Annotated in this window: 26 protein-coding genes, 1 tRNA gene and 1 pseudogene; 5 read left to right on the forward strand and 23 right to left on the reverse strand. The window is 72.8% G+C overall.

Annotated elements, in window-relative coordinates; all coding sequences use genetic code 11:
• Positions 1-4: 4 nt before the first annotated feature.
• From GH723_RS10450 to GH723_RS10470, 5 genes are all read right to left on the reverse strand, one after another.
• Positions 5-202, reverse strand: a complete 198-nt coding sequence (locus tag GH723_RS10450) for a hypothetical protein (protein WP_153759590.1) — start codon at positions 200-202, stop codon at positions 5-7.
• Positions 203-252: 50 nt separating this feature from the next.
• Positions 253-2967 carry a DNA polymerase I gene (gene polA / locus GH723_RS10455; protein WP_153759591.1) on the reverse strand — a complete coding sequence of 905 codons (2715 nt, stop codon included), beginning with the start codon at positions 2965-2967 and terminating at the stop codon, positions 253-255.
• A gap of 10 nt (positions 2968-2977) precedes the next feature.
• Positions 2978-3598: an ANTAR domain-containing response regulator gene (locus GH723_RS10460; RefSeq protein WP_407650246.1), complete on the reverse strand. Its 621-nt coding sequence runs from the start codon at positions 3596-3598 to the stop codon at positions 2978-2980.
• Positions 3582-3902, reverse strand: coding sequence for a hypothetical protein (locus tag GH723_RS10465; protein ID WP_153759593.1), 321 nt, complete (start codon positions 3900-3902; stop codon positions 3582-3584). Before GH723_RS10465 ends, GH723_RS10460 begins: the two co-directional genes overlap by 17 nt.
• Positions 3903-3947: 45 nt before the next feature.
• Positions 3948-4030, reverse strand: a tRNA-Leu gene (locus GH723_RS10470).
• Positions 4031-4112: 82 nt separating this feature from the next.
• On the opposite strand from GH723_RS10470, the gene fabD reads away from it, so the two are divergent.
• From fabD to GH723_RS10495, 5 genes are all read left to right on the forward strand, one after another.
• A complete protein-coding gene (fabD, locus tag GH723_RS10475; RefSeq protein ID WP_229022771.1) occupies positions 4113-5297 on the forward strand; it encodes an ACP S-malonyltransferase in 1185 nt (394 codons plus the stop codon).
• 2 nt (positions 5298-5299) lie between these two features.
• The gene (locus GH723_RS10480; RefSeq protein WP_153759594.1) at positions 5300-6226 is read left to right on the forward strand and encodes a beta-ketoacyl-ACP synthase III; all 927 of its coding nucleotides are present in this window, start codon (positions 5300-5302) and stop codon (positions 6224-6226) included.
• Positions 6223-6954, forward strand: a complete 732-nt coding sequence (gene fabG, locus GH723_RS10485) for a 3-oxoacyl-[acyl-carrier-protein] reductase (RefSeq protein ID WP_153759595.1) — start codon at positions 6223-6225, stop codon at positions 6952-6954. Before GH723_RS10480 ends, fabG begins: the two co-directional genes overlap by 4 nt.
• 61 nt (positions 6955-7015) lie before the next feature.
• Positions 7016-7255, forward strand: coding sequence for an acyl carrier protein (gene acpP, locus GH723_RS10490; protein WP_153759596.1), 240 nt, complete (start codon positions 7016-7018; stop codon positions 7253-7255).
• Positions 7255-8433, forward strand: a complete 1179-nt coding sequence (locus GH723_RS10495; protein ID WP_153759597.1) for a beta-ketoacyl-[acyl-carrier-protein] synthase family protein — start codon at positions 7255-7257, stop codon at positions 8431-8433. The genes acpP and GH723_RS10495 overlap by 1 nt, the downstream gene beginning before the upstream one ends.
• A 21-nt stretch (positions 8434-8454) precedes the next feature.
• Here the strand turns inward: GH723_RS10495 and GH723_RS10500 are convergent, their stop codons facing one another.
• The 18 genes and pseudogenes from GH723_RS10500 to GH723_RS10585 form a co-directional block, all read right to left on the reverse strand.
• A complete protein-coding gene (locus GH723_RS10500) occupies positions 8455-9075 on the reverse strand; it encodes a methylated-DNA--[protein]-cysteine S-methyltransferase (protein ID WP_153759598.1) in 621 nt (206 codons plus the stop codon).
• Positions 9072-9545, reverse strand: a complete 474-nt coding sequence (locus tag GH723_RS10505) for an RNA polymerase sigma factor (RefSeq protein WP_229022772.1) — start codon at positions 9543-9545, stop codon at positions 9072-9074. The genes GH723_RS10500 and GH723_RS10505 overlap by 4 nt, the downstream gene beginning before the upstream one ends.
• 31 nt (positions 9546-9576) lie before the next feature.
• Positions 9577-10017 (reverse strand): 3-hydroxyacyl-ACP dehydratase FabZ, encoded by a 441-nt coding sequence (fabZ, locus tag GH723_RS10510; RefSeq protein WP_153759599.1) that lies wholly within the window; start codon positions 10015-10017, stop codon positions 9577-9579.
• Positions 10014-10481, reverse strand: a complete 468-nt coding sequence (gene bcp, locus GH723_RS10515) for a thioredoxin-dependent thiol peroxidase (protein ID WP_153759600.1) — start codon at positions 10479-10481, stop codon at positions 10014-10016. Before bcp ends, fabZ begins: the two co-directional genes overlap by 4 nt.
• Before the next feature lie 9 nt (positions 10482-10490).
• Positions 10491-10958, reverse strand: coding sequence for an NUDIX domain-containing protein (locus GH723_RS10520; RefSeq protein ID WP_153759601.1), 468 nt, complete (start codon positions 10956-10958; stop codon positions 10491-10493).
• Between the two features lie 79 nt (positions 10959-11037).
• Positions 11038-11313 (reverse strand): HU family DNA-binding protein, encoded by a 276-nt coding sequence (locus GH723_RS10525; RefSeq protein WP_153759602.1) that lies wholly within the window; start codon positions 11311-11313, stop codon positions 11038-11040.
• Between the two features lie 81 nt (positions 11314-11394).
• A complete protein-coding gene (locus GH723_RS10530) occupies positions 11395-11835 on the reverse strand; it encodes a globin (RefSeq protein WP_153759603.1) in 441 nt (146 codons plus the stop codon).
• Positions 11836-11857: 22 nt separating this feature from the next.
• Positions 11858-12214 (reverse strand): hypothetical protein, encoded by a 357-nt coding sequence (locus GH723_RS10535; RefSeq protein WP_153759604.1) that lies wholly within the window; start codon positions 12212-12214, stop codon positions 11858-11860.
• Entirely contained in the window at positions 12192-12983 is a 792-nt protein-coding gene (gene trpA, locus GH723_RS10540) for a tryptophan synthase subunit alpha (RefSeq protein ID WP_153759605.1), read from the reverse strand. The genes GH723_RS10535 and trpA overlap by 23 nt, the downstream gene beginning before the upstream one ends.
• Entirely contained in the window at positions 12976-14151 is a 1176-nt protein-coding gene (trpB, locus tag GH723_RS10545; RefSeq protein WP_153759606.1) for a tryptophan synthase subunit beta, read from the reverse strand. Before trpB ends, trpA begins: the two co-directional genes overlap by 8 nt.
• Positions 14148-14813 (reverse strand): phosphoribosylanthranilate isomerase, encoded by a 666-nt coding sequence (locus tag GH723_RS10550; RefSeq protein WP_153759607.1) that lies wholly within the window; start codon positions 14811-14813, stop codon positions 14148-14150. The genes trpB and GH723_RS10550 overlap by 4 nt, the downstream gene beginning before the upstream one ends.
• Before the next feature lie 29 nt (positions 14814-14842).
• Positions 14843-15640 (reverse strand): indole-3-glycerol phosphate synthase TrpC, encoded by a 798-nt coding sequence (trpC, locus tag GH723_RS10555; RefSeq protein WP_153759608.1) that lies wholly within the window; start codon positions 15638-15640, stop codon positions 14843-14845.
• Positions 15641-15653: 13 nt separating this feature from the next.
• On the reverse strand, positions 15654-16187 hold the full coding sequence (locus GH723_RS10560) for a J domain-containing protein (protein WP_153759609.1): 534 nt from the start codon (positions 16185-16187) through the stop codon (positions 15654-15656).
• The gene (locus GH723_RS10565) at positions 16184-17380 is read right to left on the reverse strand and encodes a glycosyltransferase family 87 protein (RefSeq protein ID WP_153759610.1); all 1197 of its coding nucleotides are present in this window, start codon (positions 17378-17380) and stop codon (positions 16184-16186) included. Before GH723_RS10565 ends, GH723_RS10560 begins: the two co-directional genes overlap by 4 nt.
• A 3-nt stretch (positions 17381-17383) precedes the next feature.
• The gene (ygfZ, locus tag GH723_RS10570; RefSeq protein WP_153759611.1) at positions 17384-18265 is read right to left on the reverse strand and encodes a CAF17-like 4Fe-4S cluster assembly/insertion protein YgfZ; all 882 of its coding nucleotides are present in this window, start codon (positions 18263-18265) and stop codon (positions 17384-17386) included.
• The gene (trpE, locus tag GH723_RS10575; protein WP_195210241.1) at positions 18262-19791 is read right to left on the reverse strand and encodes an anthranilate synthase component I; all 1530 of its coding nucleotides are present in this window, start codon (positions 19789-19791) and stop codon (positions 18262-18264) included. Before trpE ends, ygfZ begins: the two co-directional genes overlap by 4 nt.
• A gap of 7 nt (positions 19792-19798) precedes the next feature.
• Positions 19799-20149 (reverse strand): annotated as a pseudogene (gene hisI / locus GH723_RS10580) (phosphoribosyl-AMP cyclohydrolase); the annotation flags it as partial.
• A 9-nt stretch (positions 20150-20158) separates the two neighbouring features.
• Positions 20159-20509 carry a GroES family chaperonin gene (locus tag GH723_RS10585; protein WP_153759613.1) on the reverse strand — a complete coding sequence of 117 codons (351 nt, stop codon included), beginning with the start codon at positions 20507-20509 and terminating at the stop codon, positions 20159-20161.
• Positions 20510-20524 lie beyond the last annotated feature (15 nt).

Consider the following 20524-nt stretch of genomic DNA (forward strand, 5'->3'; position numbering starts at 1 on the left):
GCGATCAGTAGATCGGCCCCGGCGCCGGGCACTCCCAGCCCGGCGGGACGAGGCGCCACTCCTTGTAGTCGTTGAGCTCGCCGCAGGCCGAGTTCGTCGTCGCCAAGGCGTACGCCACCGACAGGAGCGCGTAGAGCACGACGGCGAGGGCGATGTAGGTGATGGGGCCGCTGCGCGTGCGCTGGGCGTTCCGCTTCGACATCGGCGGCCACCGTACCGGTCGCGGGCGCCGCCGTGGCGGAGCGCGCGCCCCTAGCCCTTGGCATCGGCCCAGCTGTCGCCGAACGAGAGGTTCACCTCGAGCGGAACCCGGAGGTCGAAGGCGTCGGCCATCGTGGCGACGGTGAGGTCGGCGACGGCGTCGTGCTCGGTCGGGTCGACCTCGAGGAGCACCTCGTCGTGCACCTGCAGGACGATGCGGCTGCGGCTCCCGCGTGCCTCCAGGGCGTCGTCGAGGCGCACGAGGGCGACCTTGAAGATGTCGGCGGCGAGGCCCTGGATGCCGGCGTTCATCGCCTGGCGCTCGCCCGCCTGGCGGATGCGGAAGTTGGAGGAGGCGAGCTCGGGGATCTGGCGTCGGCGCCCGAAGAGGGTCTCGGTGTAGCCCCGCTGGCGGGCCTCCTCGACCGTGCGCTCCATGTAGTCCTTGACCGCCGGGAAGGCCACGAAGTACGCGTCGAGGATGACCGCGGCCTCCTCGGTGGGGATGTTCAGCCGCTGCCCGAGGCCGTAGGCCTCCATCCCGTAGGCGAGGCCGTAGGACACCATCTTGGCCTTCGAGCGCTGCTCGATCGTGACCGCGGTGGGCTCGACGCCGAAGACCCGCGAGGCGGTGGCGTTGTGGATGTCCTGGCCGGACTCGAACGCCGCGATCAGCCCAGGGTCCTCGGCGAGGTGCGCGATGCACCGCAGCTCGATCTGGTTGTAGTCGGCGACGAGCAGCTCGAACCCGGTGCCGGGCACGAAGGCGCGGCGGAACTCCCGGCCCTGCTTGGTGCGCACGGGGATGTTGTGGAGGTTCGGGGCGTCGGAGCTGAGCCGGCCCGTCCGAGCGACGGTCTGGTTGAAGGTGGCGTGGATGCGACCGTCCGGCGCGACCTCGGCGAGCAGCCCCTCGCCGTAGGTGGAGCGCAGCTTCTCGACCTCCCGGTAGCGCAGGAGGTGGTCGATGATCGGGTGCTGCCCCTGGAGCTTCTCGAGCGAGGCGGCGTCGGTGGAGTAGCCCGTCTTCGTCTTCTTCTGCGGGGTGAGGCCGAGGCGGTCGAAGAGGACCTCGCGCAGCTGCTTGGTCGAGTTGACGTTGAACTCGCCGCCGGCGTCCTCGTGCACCGCGTGCGTCAGCTCGGCCGCCTCGGCGGTGAGGTCGCGGTGCAGTCGCCGGAGGACGTCGACGTCGACCCCGATGCCGACCGACTCCATCCGGGCCAGCACCCGCACGAGCGGGACCTCGATCTCGTCGTGGAGCCGACGGAGCCCCTGGGCGTCGAGCGCGGCCTCGATCGGCTCGACGAGGCGCGACACGGCCAGGGCCCGGCAGGCGGCCGACGCCGCGTCGTCGACCTCGCCACCGCCGAGGTCGAGCCGGCCCTCCTCGGCCGGGGACTCCTCGGGCAGCCGCAGGCGGCAGTGGCGTCCGAGCAGGTCCTCGAGGAGGTAGCGGGCCTCGGCGGGGTCGAGGAGGTAGGCGGCGAGCATCGTGTCGAGGCGGAGCGTGCGCACGTCGACGCCGAGCCCCGCGAGCGCCCGCAGCAGGGGCTTGGCGTCGTGGGCGACGATCCCCGGCCCGCCGTCGCCGACGAACCGGCCGAGCGCCGCGACCACGTCGGGCTCGACGAGCACGGTGGCCGGCACCCACGCCGTGGCCCCCGACGCCGGGTCGGTGACGACGGCCAGCCCGTTGATCGGCGACCGGCCGGGGGCGCCCCAGGAGGCGTCGCGCCACGACGGCGTCCCCCGCCACCCCGCTGCGACGCCGACCGGTCCGTCGGCCCGGGCGAGGGCGTCGAGCGCCCTGACGGCCGCCGGGCCGTCGAGCTCGTCGACCTCGGCGACGAGCACGTCGAGCCCCCCGCCGCCATCGGTGGGCGCGGGCTCGGCGCCCATGGCCTCCTGGAGCCGCTCGACCAAGCTGTGGAACTCGAGGAAGTCGATGAGCTGGCGCAGTGCCTCGGGGTCGACGCGCTCGGACGACAGCGGCCGCGGCTCGACGTCGATCTCGAGGTCCCGCCGCAGGACCATGACCTCGGCGTTGCTCCGGACCTGCGCCTCGTTGGCGGCGAGGTTCTCACGGAGCTTCGGCGTCTGCGCGTCGAGGGCCTCGAAGATGCCGTCGAGCCCGCCGTAGGTGTTGACGAGCTTCGCCGCCGTCTTCTCCCCCACCCCGGGCACGCCGGGCAGGTTGTCCGACGGGTCGCCGCGGAGGGCCGCGTACTGGACGTAGTCGACGGGGCGCACCCCCGTGCGCTCGAGGATGCCGGCCTCGTCGTAGAGGGCGTAGTCGGACACGCCGCGCTTGTTGTAGAGGACCTTCACGTGCGGGTCCTCGACCAGCTGGTAGGTGTCGCGGTCACCGGTGACGATCAGCACGTCGTCGCCACGGTCCCGCGCCGCGGTGGCCAGGCTGGCGATGATGTCGTCGGCCTCGAAGCCGGGCATCTCGACGATCGGCAGGTCGAGGACCTCGAGGACCTGGCGCACCAGCCCCATCTGCTGGCGGAGGATGTCCGGCGCGGCCTCCCGCGTGCCCTTGTAGTCCGGCACCGCCTCGTGGCGGAACGTGGGCTCCGGGCGGTCGAAGGCCACCACCACGCCGTCGGGGCGGTGGTCGCGCACCAGGTTCACCAGCATGGAGGTGAAGCCGTAGACGGCGTTGGTGACCTGCCCGGAGGCGGTGGTGAGGTCGGTCGGGAGGGCGAAGAACGCGCGGTAGGTGAGCGAGTTCCCGTCGAGCAGCATGAGGCGGGCCACGCGGGCCAGCCTACGCAGGGGGTGTGACGGCCCCGTCGATCACCTGCTGGGCGACGTCCTTCATCGTGCGCCGCTCCCGCATCGCGGTGCGCTGGATGAACGTGAACGCGTCGCCCTCGGGCATCGAGTGCTCGTCCATCAGCTTGCCCTTGGCCCGCTCCACGACCTTGCGGGTCTCGAGCTGGTCCTCCAGGTTCGACGTGGCCGCGTGCAGCTCCTTGATCTCCTGGAACCGCCCGAGCGCGACCTCGACCGCGGGCACGAGCTCGCTGCGCTGGAACGGCTTCACGAGGTAGGCCATCGCGCCGGCGTCGCGGGCCTGCTCGATGAGGTCACGCTGGCTGAACGCGGTGAGGATCAGCACCGCGGCCCGGCGGTCGGAGGTGATCTCCCGGGCCGCCGTGAGGCCGTCCATGCCGGGCATCTTGATGTCGAGGATCGCCAGGTCCGGCTCGAGGTCCTTGACCATCTGGACCGCCTCGTCGCCCCGGCCGGTCTCCCCGACGATCTCGTAGCCCTCCTCCTCGAGGGTCTCCTTCAGGTCGAGGCGGATGATGGCCTCGTCCTCTGCGATCACGACTCGTGTGGGCAAGTGGTCTCTCCAGTGCGGCGGATCAGCGGGATCCGTCAGCGGACATGGGCGGTGCGGCCAGCGCGACGAGCTCGTCGAGGAGCTCGTCCTGGACGGTCTCGAGCCGTCGGACCTCGGCGGCCAGCTCGTCGCGGCTGCGCTGGATCGCGGCGGCGTGCCGGGCGGCGTCGCGGTGCTCGCGCTCGGCCAGCGGCGTCTCCGACACGAGGGACCGCAGGCGTGCGTCGTCGGCCTCCTGCACGAAGTGCACGAGCTGCTCGTCGGCCACCCCGAGGTCGACCCGCAGCTGCTTCAGCCGCTCGGCCACCTCGGTCAGCCGACGCTCGATGAGCGACCGCGACATGGCGCCAGTGTAGGAGAGCGACAGCACCGCCCTCGTCGCTCTGCGTGCCCGGGGCGGGACTCGAACCCGCACGCCCTCTCGGACAAGGGATTTTGAGTCCCCCGCGTCTGCCATTCCGCCACCCGGGCCGGGCGACGCCTCAGCGTAACCTCTGGGTCCGACCCCCGGTCAGACGCTCGACACACCCACCACCAGGACGCTCCCCCTCTGATGATCGCCTTCACCTTCCCCGGACAGGGGTCCCAGAAGCCCGGCATGGGCGCCGCCTGGGCCGACCACCCCTCCTGGGAGCTGGTCGCCGAGGCGTCCGAGGCCGCCGGCCGGGACCTCGCGGCGCTGCTGCTCGAGGCCGACGCCGACGAGCTCGTCCAGACGCACAACGCCCAGCTCGCCACGTTCCTCACCTCCCTGGTCGTGCTCGACGCCGTGGAGCGGACCGGCGTGGAGCCGGCGCGGGTCGCCGGCCACAGCCTCGGCGAGTACACGGCGCTGGTCGCCTCGGGTGCCGTGTCGTTCGAGGACGGCGTCCGCCTCGTCACCGAGCGGGGCAACGCCATGAAGGCGGCAGCCGAGGAGCACGACGGCACGATGGCCGCCGTCCTCGGCCTCGACGACGACAAGGTCGAGGTCGCCTGCGCGCGCGTCGACGGCGACGTGTGGGTCGCCAACTTCAACGCCCCGGGCCAGGTCGTCATCGCCGGCGCCCCGGACGCCCTCGAGCAGGCCGGCGCCGCCGCCAAGGAGCTCGGGGCCAAGCGGGTGATGGCCATCGCCGTCGGCGGTGCCTTCCACACGCCGTTCATGGCCCCGGCGCGGGACCGCCTCCGCAAGGCGCTCGATGCCACCGACTGGCGGGACCCCGCCGTCCCGGTGCACGCCAACGTCGACGCGATGCCCCACGGCGCCGGGTCGGAGTGGAGCGGCCTGCTCTCCGCGCAGCTCACCAGCCCGGTGCGCTGGCGCCACACGCTGCACGAGCTCGACGCCGCCGGCGTGACGACCTTCGTCGAGCTCGGTCCGGGCACCGTGCTCACCGGCATGGCCAAGCGCACGGTCAGCGGCGCCCGCACCCTCTCGGTGTCCTCCCCGGCCGACCTCGACGCGCTCCTCGAGGCGCTGTCGCAGTCGCCCGCCACCGGCGCGGCCGACGTCGGCCAGCGCGACGGCGAGCACCTCTTCGCCACCGAGCGGATGGTGGTGAGCCCGGCCGCCGGCATCTTCACCCCCGAGGGCACCCTCGAGCCCGGCGCGCACCTCGCCCCCGGGCACCTCCTCGGCCACGTGGCCGACCACGACGTCCGCTCGCCCTTCGACGGCGCCCTCATGGGTTGGCTGGCCGTCGAGGGTGAGCGCGTCACGACGAGCCAACCCATCGCCTGGCTGAGGACGGTCTGAACATGCGTGGAGCCCAGATCAAGGGGTGGGGCTCGGCCCTCCCCGAGAAGGTCGTCACCAACAAGGACCTCGAGAGCACGCTCGACACCAACGACGAGTGGATCGTCGAGCGCACCGGCATCCGCGAGCGCCGCATCGGCGGCAGCACGTCGGGCCTCGCGATCGAGGCGTCGCGCCTCGCGATGGCGCGCGCCGGGTGGGAGCCAGAGACCGTCGACCTGCTCATCCTGGCCACGACGAGCCCCGACCAGCAGATCCCGGCGTCGGCCTCCACGGTCCAGAACGAGCTGGGCCTCACCTGCGGGGCGTTCGACCTCAACGCGGCCTGCTCCGGGTTCGTGTACGCCCTCGTGGCCGCCCACGGCTTCGTGCAGACGGGCCTGTCCCGCATCCTCGTCATCGGCTCGGACACGCTCAGCCGCCTCACCGACTGGGAGGACCGGGGCACCGCGATCCTCTTCGCCGACGGCGCCGGCGCCGCCGCCGTCGAGGCGGTCGACGGCCCCGGCGAGCTGCTCGGCTACGACCTCGGCTCCGACGGATCGGCCCGCCACATCCTGGACGCCGACATCGGCGGCTACATGCACATGGACGGCAAGGAGGTGTTCCGGCGGGCGGTGCGGGTCATGGTCGCATCGGGGAACGCCGCGCTCGAGCGCGCCGGCCTCACGATCGACGACATCGACCACGTCGTCCCGCACCAGGCGAACATCCGGATCATCGAGTCGGCCTGCAAGAAGCTCGGCGTGCCCGTGGAGAAGGCCGTGACGGTCCTCGACCGCACCGGCAACACGTCCGCGGCGTCGATCCCCCTCGCGCTCGTCGACGGCGTCGACTCGGGGCGGATCCAGCCCGGCGACACGATCCTCTTCGTGGGGTTCGGTGCCGGCATGACCTGGGCCTCGGCCGTCGTGAGGTGGCAGCCGTGAGCCCGGCCGACGCCCCCTCCTCCGGCCGGGTCGTCCTCGTCACCGGCGGCAACCGCGGCATCGGCCTCGCCACCGCCACCGCCTTCGCCGACGCCGGCCACCGGGTGGCGGTCACCTACCGCTCGCAGGCGCCGGACGACGACCGCTTCCTCTGCGTGCCGTGCGACGTGGCCGACACCGCCCAGGTCGAGGCCGCGTTCGAGAAGGTCGAGTCCGAGCTGGGCCCGGTCGAGGTCCTCGTCGCCAACGCCGGCATGACCCGCGACGGGCTCGTGCTGCGGATGTCCGACGACGACTTCGCCGACGTGCTCGACACCAACCTCACCGGCGCGTTCCGGTGCGCCCGGCGGGCCGTGAAGCAGATGATGCGCGCCCGCTGGGGTCGCATCGTCCTGCTGTCCTCGATCGTCGGCACCGCCGGACAGGCAGGCCAGGCCAACTACGCGGCGTCGAAGGCCGGGCTCGTCGGCCTGGCCCGCTCGCTGGCCCGGGAGTTCGCATCCCGCAACGTCACGGTCAACGTCGTCGCGCCGGGTCCGATCGCCACGGACATGACCGACGCCCTCACCGACGACCAGCGCGCGGCCATGGGCCAGGCCGTGCCCCTCGGCCGCTTCGGCACGCCCGACGAGGTCGCCGCCACCATCCGCTTCCTCGCCTCCGACGAGGCCGGGTACATCACCGGTGCGGTGATCCCGGTCGACGGCGGTTTGGGCATGGGAAGCTGACCCGACCCATCATTCCCCGGGGCCCCGTGCCCCACGACACCCACCCACGAACGGAGCAGCAGTGAGCGAAGCCGAGAACTTCGAGCGTTTCAAGAAGTGCGCAGTCGAGGTCCTGGACGTGGAGGCCGACCAGGTCACGCGCGAGGCCCGCTTCGCCGACGACCTCGACGCCGATAGCCTCGACCTCGTCGAGCTCGTCATGGCCCTCGAGGAGGAGTTCGACGTGAGCGTCGACGAGGAGGAGCTCGAAGGCATCGAGACCGTCGGGGCGGCGTTCGACCTCATCACCTCGAAGCTCTGATGTCCGCCCGCCGCGTCGCCGTCACCGGCATCGGCGTCGTCGCGCCGTGCGGCATCGGCGCGGAGGCGTTCTGGGAGGGCCTGCTCGGTCCGGCACCCGCCGGGTCCGAGCGGCCCATCCCCGACTTCGATCCCTCGCCGTGGTTCGAGAGCCGCAAGGAGGCGCGCCGCACCGATCGGTTCGCCCAGTTCGCCTTCGCCGCCGCCGCCATGGCGCTCGAGGAGGCCGGCGACCTCAAGGTCGACCCCACCCGAGCCGGCGTGATCATCGGCACCGGCGTGGGCGGGATCGCCACGCTCGAGGAGCAGATCGTCGTCAACCACGAGAAGGGCCCGGACCGCGTGTCGCCGTTCCTCGTGCCGATGATGATGGGCAACGCGGCGTCGGCCGGCGTGTCCATGCGCTACGGCTTCCAGGGGCCCTGCGAGACCACCGTCACCGCCTGCGCGGCGGGGACCCACAGCATCGGCAACGCCGCCCGACTGGTGCGTGACGGCCGCTGCGACGTCATGGTCGCGGGCGGCTCGGAGGCGGGACTCACGCCCACCGCGCTCGCCGGCTTCCGCAACATGACGGCCCTGTCGACGAGCGGACGTTCACGGCCGTTCGACCGCCGGCGCGACGGCTTCGTGATGGCCGAGGCCGCCGGCGTCCTCGTGCTGGAAGAGCTCGAGCACGCTCGGGCCCGCGGGGCGACGATCCTCGGCGAGATCATGGGCTCGGCCAACACCGCGGACGCCCACCACATCACCGCCCCGTCCCCCGGCGGCGCGGGCGCCGTGGCGTGCATGGAGCTCGCGCTCGCCGATGCCGGCGTCGCCGCCGCCGACATCGTCCACGTCAACGCCCACGGGACGTCGACGCCGAGGAACGACCAGGCCGAGGCCGAGGCGCTCTCCAAGCTCTTCGGCACGCCCGGGCCGCTCGTCACCTCCACCAAGGGCGTCACGGGACACGCCCTGGGCGGTGCGGGCGCCATCGAGGCCGCCGCGGTGCTGCTCTCCATGCGGCACCGCACGATCCCGCCGACGGCGGGGTTCGAGGAGCGCGACCCCGAGATGCCCGAGATCGCCATCGTCACCGAGCCCACGTCGTGGGAGCCCGGGCCCTCGCTGTCGAACTCGTTCGGGTTCGGGGGCCACAACGGCACGCTGGTGATCGGACCCGCCCCCGCCTGAGCCGGCGGCCCGCACGACCGTTCAGCGTCGCGGTGGCTCCACGCCCTCGTGGGTGAGGAGCCACCGCTTCGCGTCGAGCCCACCTCCGTAGCCACCCAGGTGCCCGCCGGTGCGCAGCACCCGGTGGCACGGGACCACGATCGGGATGGGGTTGGTGGCCATCGCCGTGCCGACCGCCCGAGCCGCCCGTGGGCTGCCGACCCGTTCGGCGAGGTCGAGGTAGCTGACCGTCTGGCCGAAGTCGACCCGCTCGAGCACCCGGAGCACCTCCGATCGGAAGCCCTTCGACATCCGCCGGTCGAGGGGCAGGTCGAAGTGCCGCCGCCGCCCCTCGAAGTACTCGTCGAGCTCACGCCGCACCTCGTCGAGCCGGCCGGGCGCCTCGAGGATGCGGGGGGAGATGCGGGTGGCGATGACGTCCAGCCCGCCATCGGGGTCGCCGAAGCCGACCGACAGCAGCCCCAGGTCGGTGCCCGCCACCCAGAGCGGCCCGATCGGCGAGTCGACCCTGGCCCAGGCCACGTCCACCAGCCCTTCGTCGAGGGCTCGGGCCACGAAGCGGGTGAGGTCGAACGGCGCCGCCTCTTGCGCGGCACGGCGCAGCCGCGCCTCCAGCTCGATGTCGATCCGGTCGTCGCTCATGCCGTGACCTCCCCTCGCAGCGCCTTGACCCCGTCGTGGACGCGCTGGCGCGCCGCGCCCTCCGTGCAGCCGAGCACCTCGGCGATCTCTCGGTACGGCATGTCGTCGACGAACCGCAGGGCCACCGCGGCCCGCTGCCCGTCGGGTAGCCGGCGCACCGCCGACCAGAGCTCGTCGTCCGCTCCTGGCGGTACGACACCGTCGCCGCCGCCCGGGTCGTCCTCGAGGGGGACCGTGCTCGGACGACGGCCGTCGTGGCGGAACCGGTCGATCGCCTTGTGCCGGGCGATCGTCCACAGCCAGCCCTTGAGGTTCGACCCGTCGCGCAGGCCCGGGTAGGCCCGCAGGGCGGCGATGAGGACCTCCTGGGTCACGTCGTCGGCGTCGTTCGCGCCGACCAGGGCCCGGACGTGGCGGTGGAGCGCCACGGCGTGCTCGTCGAGCAACATCTGGAACGGCGGCAGGCTCACGACCGGTACAACGCCGTCGGCGAGCGTTCCGTCAGGTCGTCGGTTCGGCGTCGACCACGACGAAGAGCAGGTCGGCCTGGCAGGCGAGCTCACCGCCCACCGACGCCGTCCCGCTGCCCTTGCCCGCCCGGGCCGACAGGCGTCCCATCGTGATCTCGAGGTCGAGCACGTCGCCGGGACCGACCTGGCGGCGGAAGCGGGCCGAGTCGACGCCGCCGAACAGCGGCAGCTTGCCGGTGAACCGCTCGTCCTGGAGCACGGCCACCGCGCCGAGCTGGGCGATGGCCTCCACCATCAGCACGCCGGGCAGGGTGGGTCGACCGGGGAAGTGGCCGGCGAAGAAGTCCTCCTCACCCGTGAGGTGCCAGCGCCCCTTGGCCGACACGCCGGGCACCAGCTCGACGAGCTCGTCGATGAAGAGGAACGGCTGGCGGTGCGGGATGATCGACGACGGTGACGGGAGGTCGCTCACGCCGAGAGGGCCTTCAGCAGGTTCTTCGGCGTGTCCTTCGGGCTGATCTTCGGCCACGCCTCGGCGACCTTGCCCTTCTCGTCGAGGAGGAACGCCGAGCGGATGATGCCCATGTACTTCTTGCCGTACATCGACTTCTCGCCCCAGACCCCGAACTTCTCCGCCACCTCGTGCTCCGGGTCGGACAGGAGGGTGAAGCCGAGCCCGTGCTTGTCGTCGAACTTCTTCAGCTTCTCGGGCTGGTCGGGGCTGATGCCGAGGATCACGGTGTCCCCGATGTCGTCGGCGATGTCCCGCAGCCCGCAGGCCTGGGTGGTGCAGCCCGGCGTGTCGGCCTTCGGGTAGAAGTACACGAGCACCTTGCGGCCGGCGAACGAGCTGAGGCGCACCTTCTCGCCGTTCTGGTCGAGCAGGGTGAACGCCGGCGCCTTCTTCCCGACGGCAGGGGTCGTGGTCTCGCTCATGGCCGGACCTTACCGCCGGGCGATCGAGCACCGGAGCGGCTCGATCCACATGGCCTGGATCGGCCACAGCTCCGCCGCGGCGACGTCGAGGTCGACCCAGCGCAGCGCGAACCGGTGCAGTGGCACGTCGCCGTCGCCGCACTCGTCCCACTCCCAGGCGTCAACCGCCGTCGGCCGGTCGAGGCGCAGGTGGAACACGTGCTGGACCTGCTCCTCCAGCCCGACCGGGACCCGCCCGTGGTCGGCGTACCGCCACGCCTCCCCGAGCTTGCGGACGACCTCGGCGTCCGCGATGCCGGACTCCTCCGCCAGCTCCCTCCGCACGGCGTCGACCGGCGCCTCGCCGAGGTGGATCCCGCCCGCCGGCACCTGCGTCCCCGCCTCGGGCTCGCCGACGTGGTCGAAGACGAGCAGGCGGCCCGCGGGATCGGTGACGAAGGCCGTCGCCCGCTGGTAGCAGTCCCGTGGCAGGTCCATCGGGACATCTTGGCCCCGGACGCGACGGTGGGACGGCCCTTTCGGACCGTCCCACACGTGCGATCGGTGCTGCGGGGCCTCAGCCCTTGGCGGCAGCCTTGAGCTTCGAACCCGCCGAGACCTTGGCGGCCTTGGTGGCAGGGATCTGGATCGTCTCACCGGTGGCCGGGTTGCGGCCGGAGCGGGCGGAGCGCTCCGTCTGCTCGAACGAGATCCAGCCGGGGATGCTCACCTTCTCCCCCTTCCCGATGGCCTCGGCCACGACCTCGAAGAGCGCGTTGATCGTCTCGTCGACGTCCTTCTGGCTCTGCTCGGTGCGGGCGGCGACGGCGGCGACCAGCTCGGACTTGTTCATGTGGGATGTCCTCCTCGGGGGCCCGGGACGTCGGATGGACCGGGCCGTTGGGGGCCACGCGAGTCGATCAGGCCCGCCACGTCAAGCACCCGCGGGTCCGGGACCCGTGAAGCGGAACGGCGAGTTGACCATCGCGGACGCCGCCATCTCGAAGTACGAGAGCATCTGCTGCTCGATCTCATCAGGTAGATCACGGGCCGCCAGCGTGCGGTCGACGGCGTCGCGCATGTGCGCGAGCCAGTGATCGCGCTCGGTCTGGCCGATCGTGAACGGGTTGTGGCGCATGCGCAGTCGGGGGTGGCCACGCTCCTCGCTGTAGCGGGGAGGGCCGCCCCAGTACTGGGCGAGGAAGCCGGCCAGGCGGTGCCGGGCGCCGGCCATGTCCTCCTCGGGGTACATCGGTCGGAGGACGGGGTCGCCCTCGACCCCGTCGTAGAAGCGGTCGACGAGCTCGTCGAAGAACGGTTGGCCCCCGACGGCGTCGTAGACGGTGGGACCTTCGGGCGGTGCGGCGTCGGACATCGCCGCCCACCGTACCGGCCGCTCAGCGGGTGACCCGCTCCCCTCCGACGCCCGTGTAGCGCGACATCGCCCGGCTCATGCGCTCGGCCCACCAGTGCTCGTCACGGGCGTGGGCGTGGAAGTGCGTCGGCACCTGGCGCATGGTGCGATCGATCGTGAAGGCGCCGTCGCCGAACCGCGCCGCCGCCACCGCCGAGAGGGTCGCGAGCATGGCCTCGACCTCGGCCTCCGACGGCGAGGCCCCGTGGCGCTGCCAGACGACCATCGGCACGGAGCAGACCTCGCAGTCGGCCACCCAGCACAGCTCGTCCTCGTGGTACCAGTGGGTGAACCGTGCGGCCTCGCACAGCTCGCAGTCAGCCGCGGTCGATCCGCTCACGGAACTCCCCGACGAGCTCGACGCAGGCGTCGAACCCGTGGTCGGTCAGCCGCTGGATGATCGCCGAGCCGACGACGACGCCGTCGGCGACCTCGCAGGTCTGGGCGGCCTGCTCGGGGGTCGAGACGCCGACACCCACGGCGACGGGCACGTCGGTGAGGCGGGTGAGGCGTCCGGCGATGTCGAGGGCGCTGGCTGCGAGCTGCTCGCGCTCACCGGTGATCCCGAGCAGGCCCACGGCGTAGACGAAGCCCCGTGCCCGGGCGCAGATGCGGCTGAGCCGCTCGTCGGACGCGGTGGGCGCGGCGAGCATCACCGTCTCGATGCCGGCAGCGTCCGCCTCCGTGCACCACGGGCCCGACTCCTCGAGGGGCAGGTCCGGCAGGATCGACGCCACGATCCCGGCGCGCCGCAGGTTCTCGGCGTAGCGCTTCAACCCCATGTGGAACGGGATATTGTAGTAGGTCATGGCGATGAGCGGGATGCCGACGTCGAGCTTCTCGACCTCGTCGAGGATCGACGCCGGGGTCGCACCGGCCTCCAGGGCGGCTGCGGATGACACCTGGATCGTGGGTCCGTCCATGACCGGGTCGGAGAACGGGATGCCGATCTCGATCGCATCGGCGCCGGCGGCGGCGACGGCCTCGACCAGGCGCGGCCAGTCGGCGCCGTAGCCGGCGGTGAGGTAGGGCATGAAGAACTTGCGGCCGTCCGCCCGCCGGGCCCGGAGGTGCCGCTCCAACGGGCCGTGCGACGTCCCGTCACCCACCGAGGATCTCCATCATCTGGGCGACGTCCTTGTCCCCTCGCCCCGAGAGGTTGAGCAGCACGACCTTGCCGGCCAGCTCGTCGCGCGCCCGACTGACCCAGGCCAGAGCGTGGGCCGACTCGAGCGCGGGGATGATGCCCTCGGTGCGGGCGAGCAGCTGGAAGGCGTCGACGACCTCGGCGTCGGAGACGTGCTCGTAGCGGGCCCGACCGATCTCCGCGAGGTGCGCGTGCTCGGGGCCGACCCCCGGGTAGTCGAGGCCGGCGGAGATGGACTCCGCCTCGATGACCTGGCCCCACTCGTCCTGCATGAGGTAGCTGGTCATGCCGTGGACGACGCCGGGCACCGCGCGTCCGATCGCCGCCCCGCCCATCGGCTCGACGCCGACGAGCTCGGCGTCGGTGTCGACGAACCCGGAGAAGATGCCGATGGCGTTGGACCCACCGCCGACGCAGGCGGTGACCACGTCGGGGTCCCGCCCCAGCAGCTCCTGCACCTGCTCCCGGGCCTCCGTGCCGATGACCCGGTGGAGCTCGCGCACCATCCAGGGGTACGGGTGCGGGCCCATCGCGGACCCGAGGCAGTAGGCGGTCTCGCCCACCGTCGCGACCCAGTCCCGCATCGCCTCGTTGACGGCGTCCTTCAGGGTGCGGCTCCCGGAGGATGCCGGCTTCACCTCGGCGCCGAGCAGTCGCATGCGGAAGACGTTGAGCGCCTGGCGCTCCATGTCGACCTCGCCCATGTAGACGGTGCACGACAGGCCGAACAGGGCTGCGGCGGTGGCCGTCGCGACGCCGTGCTGCCCGGCGCCGGTCTCGGCGACGAGACGGGTCTTGCCCATGCGCCGGGCGAGCAGGGCCTGGCCGAGGACGTTGTTGATCTTGTGCGACCCGGTGTGGTTGAGGTCCTCGCGCTTGAGCAGCAGGGTGAGGCCGAGCTCGTCGGAGAGCCGGTGGCAGGGCGTGAGCGCCGACGGCCGACCGGCGTAGGAGCGCAGGAGCTCGTCGAGCTCGGACCGGAAGGCGGGGTCGGCCCAGGCCTCGGTGAACGCGGCCTCCAGCTCCTCGCACGCGGGGACGAGCGTCTCGGGGATGAACCGGCCGCCGAAGCTGCCGAAGCGTCCGTTCTCCGGAAGGCCCATGAGGGAGCCCCCGTCGGTGGCGGTCATCCGCCCTCCTCCTGCCAGTCGTAGAGCGCGCCGGTCGGCGCGTGGTCGTGCTCGAGGTCCTCGCCCGCAGCCTTGGCGGCGGCGACGAAGGCCCGCACCTTGCGAGGGTCCTTGCGGCCGGGCGAGGACTCGACGCCGCTCGACACGTCGACGCCCCAGGGTCGGACGCGTGCGATGGCATCGCCCACGTTGTCGGGTGTGAGCCCCCCGGCGAGGAGGATCCGACGACCCGACGGAGCGCCCTCGGCGAGCGACCAGTCGAAGACCTGCCCGCTCCCGGGCGTCGGCGAGTCGATCAGGATCACGTCGGCGCCCCACTCGTCGGAGCGCCGCAGGGCATCGGCACCGGCGGGGAACGCCTGGACCAGGAACCCGACCCGTGCACGCACGAACCGCGCGTCCTCCGGGGTCTCGTGGCCGTGGAGCTGGGCGCCGCCGAGACCGGCCGTCTGGACCTGCTCGACCACGCGCTGCGGCGCCTCGTCCCGGAACACCCCGAGGGTGAGGATCTCGGGGGGCAACCGGCGGACGATGTCCCGCACGTGACCGGCCGCGACCTGCCGCGACGACGGCGCGAACACGAAGCCGAGCGCGTCGGCTCCCATCGCCACCGCGAGGAGGGCGTCGTCCTCGCTCGTGATCCCGCAGATCTTCACGAACACGGCTGGCACCGTACCGCGGCGACCGTGCGTCACCCCTCCACTTGGCGGGCCGGAACGGCCCGCAGCGCCTCCACCGCGGCGCCGGGGTCCCCGGCGGTGACGAGGCTCTCACCGACGAGCACGGCGTCGTAGCCGGCGTCGGCCAGCCGTCGGGCGTCGTCGGGGCCGCGGACGCCGGACTCGGCCACCCGCACGACGCTCGGCGGGATCAGCGGGGCGACACGCTCGGCGCGCGCCGTGTCGACCTCGAAGGTCACGAGGTCCCGCTGGTTGACCCCGACCATGTCGGCGTCGATCGCGAGGGCACGCTCGAGCTCGGCCTCGTCGTGGACCTCGACGAGGACGTCGAGCGTCAGCGCTCGCGCCAACTCCGCGAAGTGGCGCATCTCGCCGTCGTCGAGGGCCGCGGCGATGAGCAGGACGGCGTCGGCGCCCATCAGGCGGGCGTCGCAGACGTCGAGGGGCGACACCGTGAAGTCCTTGCGGAGGACGGGGACGCCGACCGCGGCCCGGGCCGTCGCGAGGTCGGCCGGCGAGCCCCCGAAGTGGCCGACGTCGGTCAGGACCGACAGGCACGTGGCACCACCGCCCTCGTACGCCGCGGCCAGGACCGCTGGGTCGAGGTCGGCGAACAGGTCACCCTTGGACGGCGACCGGCGCTTCACCTCCGCGATGACGGCGAGGCCCTCGGACTCGGCGATCGCCCGCCGGAACCCCCGGGTGGGCGGCGCGGTCCCGGCCTGGTCGATGAGCCACTCGACGTCGCGGTCGTCGTCGGCGGCGAGGGCGCGGTGCGCGGCCAGGATCGCGTCGAGGTACGTGGTCACCGCGGCACCCTAGTCAGAGCCGATCGTGACGTCGGGTCTCGAGGACGACGGCCAACGGGGCGAGGGCGAACAGGACCACCCCGAGCACGACGGCCGACACGCCGAGCGCCACCACCGGGCCGAGCCGCACGATCGACCCGACGACCAGGGCGCCGATGCCGAGCACGACGCAGGCGACGGGGACGATCGCCAGGGCCCGACCGCCCCGGGGCCGACGGGCGTGCGCCTCCCCGTACAGATCGTCGAGGTCGAGCTCCTCCTCGTCCGTGTCGTAGGGCGTCCAGGTCCACGGGTCGTCCTCGGCGGCGTCGACGTCGAACGAGGGCCCGGCGAGGCTCAGGTCGTACCGGTCGCGGCGCGCCGGGTCCCGCAGCTCGCGCCAGGCCTCGTTGATCTGGCGCATGCGGCGCTCGGCCTCCGCCCGGGCCGCAGGCGGGGAGTCGGCGTGGCGGTCCGGGTGGTGGTCCCGGGCCAGGCGCACGTAGGCCCGGCGGATCTCGTCGGTGGAGGCCGTCGGGTCGACGCCGAGCACCTCGTAGTGGGTCACGCGGTCAGGCTAGGACCGCGCGCGCCGACCAGATCCGCCGAGGCACCGGTCCAACGGGCCCAGTGCGCCCACGCGAAGGTGCCCACGACGAGCGCGGTGACGGGTTCGAAGCCGAGCGTCGACGCCCCGAGGTGGGCGAACCCCGCCGCCCACCAGGCCGCGACCGCCGCCAGCCGCCAGGCTGCTGGCACGGTGGGCAGAAGCGCGGCGAGGGCCACGAGGAGCAGTCCGGCGTCGTAGTACAGCGCGTGCGGAGCGATGAGGAGGAGGCTCGGCAGCACGAGCGCGGGGACGAGGGGCGAGGCGAGAGGCAGACCCCGCAACGACAGGACCAGCAGGACCGCGACCGCAGCCGACGCGCCCATCCCGATGACCGCCGCCGCGCCGCTCCCCTGTCCCAGCGCGACCTCGGCCATCCCGAGCGGCGACACCTCGTTGCGCAGGTTGCTGCCCTGGTCGATGTCGCTCAGGGAGGAGACCATCTCGAGCCAGCGGGCGACCCACCCCGGCCCGGCGACGAGCGCCGACCCGAGCCAGACCGCGAGCGACGCGGCTGCCGCACCACCGAGGGCACGCCACCGGCGGTCGAGGAGCAGCAGGCCGACGACGACCGCCCCGTACTGGGGCTTGACGAGCAGCAGACCTGCAGCGACCCCTGCGAGGAGGTCGCGGTCGTCGAGCAGCGCCACCCAGACGGCGACGACGAGGAGGAGCACCGCAGCCGTCGTCTGGCCGTTGAAGACCCCGATGAACATCGGTAGGAACGTCAGGCCCACCGCGAGCGCAGCCGGGGCGTACCGTCGCTCGAGCCACGGCAGCCGACCGCGCAGCAGGCGGACGGAGGCGAGGGCGCACCCCACCATGAACCCGGTGTGGACCAGGTAGACGAGCCGCAGGTCGAGGTCGGCCATCGCCGCGTACGGCGCGGCCAGGACCGCGGGGTACGGGAAGAGGATCCCCCCGGTCTCCCCATCGGCCCAGAGGTCGGCCTGCGCGGCCAGCTGGCGCTCGGGCTCGTAGAGGTCGACGCCGTCGCCGTCGGCCACGATGCGTCCGGCTCCCACGAACTCGGGCAGGTCGCCCCCGAGCCGGCCGGTGAGGGTCGCGGCGTCCCTGCTCGAGACGACGACGAGGAGGACGGCGAGCAGGAGCGCACCGAGGACCGCCAACGGATAGACCCGAGTGCGGTCCACGCGTCAGGAGCCGACCAGGGGGAGGTCGCGGATGGGGGCCTCGACGCCGTCGACGACGATCGGCGCCGGCGACTCGACGCCGCGCTTGAGGTAGGCCAGGGCCACGGCACCCCCGTGGGTCCCGCCCGCCGTCGCGCTGGTGATCGTTCCGACAGCGTCGCCGCCGAGGTTCAACGCCGCACCCGTCGCCGGGACGCGCTCGTCGTCGAGCAGCACGCCGACCAGCCGGCGGGGCGTCGTGCTCCCGCGCGAGTCGATGCGGGCGACCAGCTCCTGTCCCGTGTAGCAGCCCTTGGTGAAGCTCACCGAGGCGGGGACGACGCCGGCTTCGGCGGGGATGGTCGACTCGTCGAGCTCGGCCCCCATCCGGGGTGTGCCGGACTCGATGCGCAGCACCTCGAGCGCCGCCGGGCTGCAGGGGGCGAGTCCGGCGGGGACGGCGACGTCGGGGCCGAGCACGTCCCAGCCGCGCTCCCCTGGCCGGTCGACGGCCACCACGAGCCCGCCGTCGGGACGGGTCGCCTCGCGGCCTCGGATGGCCACGCCGGACCACTCGCGCGGCGTGAAGGTGACGGCCGTGCGCAGTCGGAACCGCTCGAGGCGGGCGAGGAGGGCCTCGCCCCAACCGGGGTCGCAGTCGAGGACGAACGCCGCATCGCCGATCCGGGTGATGCGGAACCAGACGTCGACCTTGCCCTGGGGCTGCAGCACGAAGGTCCACGCCGACGAGCCGACGGCGAGCGCCGCGACGTCCTGGCTCAGCTGGCCCTGGAGGTAGTCGACCGCCGCCTCGCCCTCGGCGTGCACCACGTCGCGGGCGAGCGGCGCGGCGCCGGCGGCCTCACGCATCGTGCGGACCTGGTCGCGGATCTCGTCGGGCGTCACGCGCCGCGCTCCTCGCGGTCCTTGCGGCGCAACGCCGTGAGCCGACGGGCGGGTGGGATGGCCACGAGGAGGGCTCGGGCCTTGTTGCGGCACTCCAGGTCCTCGTGCTCGGGCACGCTGTCGGCCACCACCCCGGCGCCGGACTGGACCGACGCGATGCCGTCGTCGCCGATGATCATCGTCCGGATGGCGATCGCCGTGTCGATGTTCCCGGAGAAGTCGATGTAGCCGGCGACCCCGGCGTAGGGACCCCTCTTGACGGGCTCGAGCTCGTCGATGATCTCCATCGCCCGGACCTTCGGGGCGCCGGAGACCGTGCCGGCCGGCAACGTGGCCCGCAGCACGTCGATCGGCGTCCTCCCGGGGGCCAGCTCGCCCGACACCTGCGAGGTGAGGTGCATGACGTGGCTGTAGCGCTCGAGGACCATCATCTCGTCCACCTGCTCGGTGCCGAAGCGCACCACCCGACCGACGTCGTTGCGGGCGAGGTCGACGAGCATCACGTGCTCGGCGATCTCCTTGGGGTGCTCGCGCAGCTCGGCACCGAGGCGGCGGTCGTCCTCCTCGGTGGTGCCGCGCCGGCGCGTCCCGGCGATCGGGCGCGAGATCACCCGGCCGTCGAGCAGCTGCACCATCGGCTCCGGTGAGCAGCCGACCAGGCTGAGGCCCGGCTGGCGGATGAAGAACATGTAGGGGCTCGGGTTCACCTGCCGGAGCACGCGGTAGACGTCGAACGGGTCGGCGTCGAGCTCGACGTCGAACCGCTGCGACAGCACCACCTGGAAGATGTCGCCGGCGAGGATGTGCTCGCGGGCGACCTCGACGGCCCGGTGGTACGGCTCGCCCCCCATCGTGGAGGTGAACTCGGGGAGCTCGTCCGACGCCGGGAGCTCGACGAGCGGCTCGGCGAGGGGCTTGGCGCCGTCGCGGGCGAGCTGGTCGAGGCGGGCGACGGCGTCGTCGTAGAGCGCGTCGAGCTGGTCGTCGTCGGCCCCGGCCGGCACGATGACGTTCTCGATGAGGGTGACCCGCTGGCGCCAGTGGTCGAACGCCGCCAGCTCGCCGATGACCGAGAGCACGGCGTCGGGGTGGCCCCGGTCGTCGTGCGGGACGTCGGGCAGGCGCTCGACCTCGCGCACGACGTCGTAGCCGAGGTGGCCGACGACGCCGCCGTGGAGCGGCGGCAGGTCGGGCAGCTGCGGGGAGCGGTACCGCTCGAGCAGCGCCTCCAGCGTCGCGAGCACCCCCTCGTCCACCGGCAGGTCATCGGGCAGGTCGCCCTCGACGGTGACCGTGCCGCCCCGCGACGTGATCGTGCCGATCGGGTTGCGGCCGACGAAGGACCAGCGGCTCCAGCGCTCGCCGTGCTCGACCGACTCGAGCAGGAACCCGGGCTGGTCGTCGCCGCAGAGGCGGGCGTAGGCGGCCACGGGCGTGATGAGGTCGGCGAGCAGCTCCCGCCACACGGGGACGACGGTGTGGTCCCGGGCCAGCGCCCGGAACTCCTCCCTACTCGGTCGCAGCACCGAACCCCCTGAAGAAGCAGCTGCGGTGGCCGGTGTGGCAGGCGCCGCGGCCCTCCTGCTCGACGCGGAAGAGCACGACGTCGCCGTCGCAGTCGTAGGCGCCGGAGCGCACGAACTGACGGTCGCCGGATGTCTCGCCCTTGCACCACAGCTCGGCGCGTGACCGGCTCCAGAACCAGGTGCGGCCGGTCTCGAGGGTGCGCCGGAGCGACTCCTCGTTCATCCAGGCGACCATCAGGACCTCACCGGAGGCGTCGTCCTGGATGATCGCGGGGACCAGGCCTCGCTCGTCGAAGCGGATCTCGGCGAGATCGGCCTCGTCGATCGGGAGGGGTGTGGCGACGGGCATGGCGCCCATCGTAGGGACTCAGAGGTAGAGGCCCGTGCTGCCTTCCGCGAGGCGAGAGGCGGCCACGGCGTGGATGTCGCGCTCGCGCAGGATGATGTAGTCGTCGCCCCGCACCTCGACCTCGTAGCGGTCCTCGGGGTTGAAGAGCACCTGGTCGCCGGGCTCCATGGCGCGGACGTTGGGGCCGACGGCCACGACCTCGGCCCACGTGAGGCGCTTCGACATCTGCGCCGTGGCGGGGATGAGGATGCCTCCCGACGAGCGCCGCTCGCCCTCGGCCGACTCCATCCTCACCAGGATGCGGTCGTTGAGCATCTTGATCGGGAGCTTGTCGTCGCCGGTGAGGCCGGCGCCCTCGGGGGTGGTCATCGCCCAGAACGGTAC

This window comes from Actinomarinicola tropica (genome assembly GCF_009650215.1).
Lineage (GTDB): Bacteria > Actinomycetota > Acidimicrobiia > Acidimicrobiales > SKKL01 > Actinomarinicola > Actinomarinicola tropica.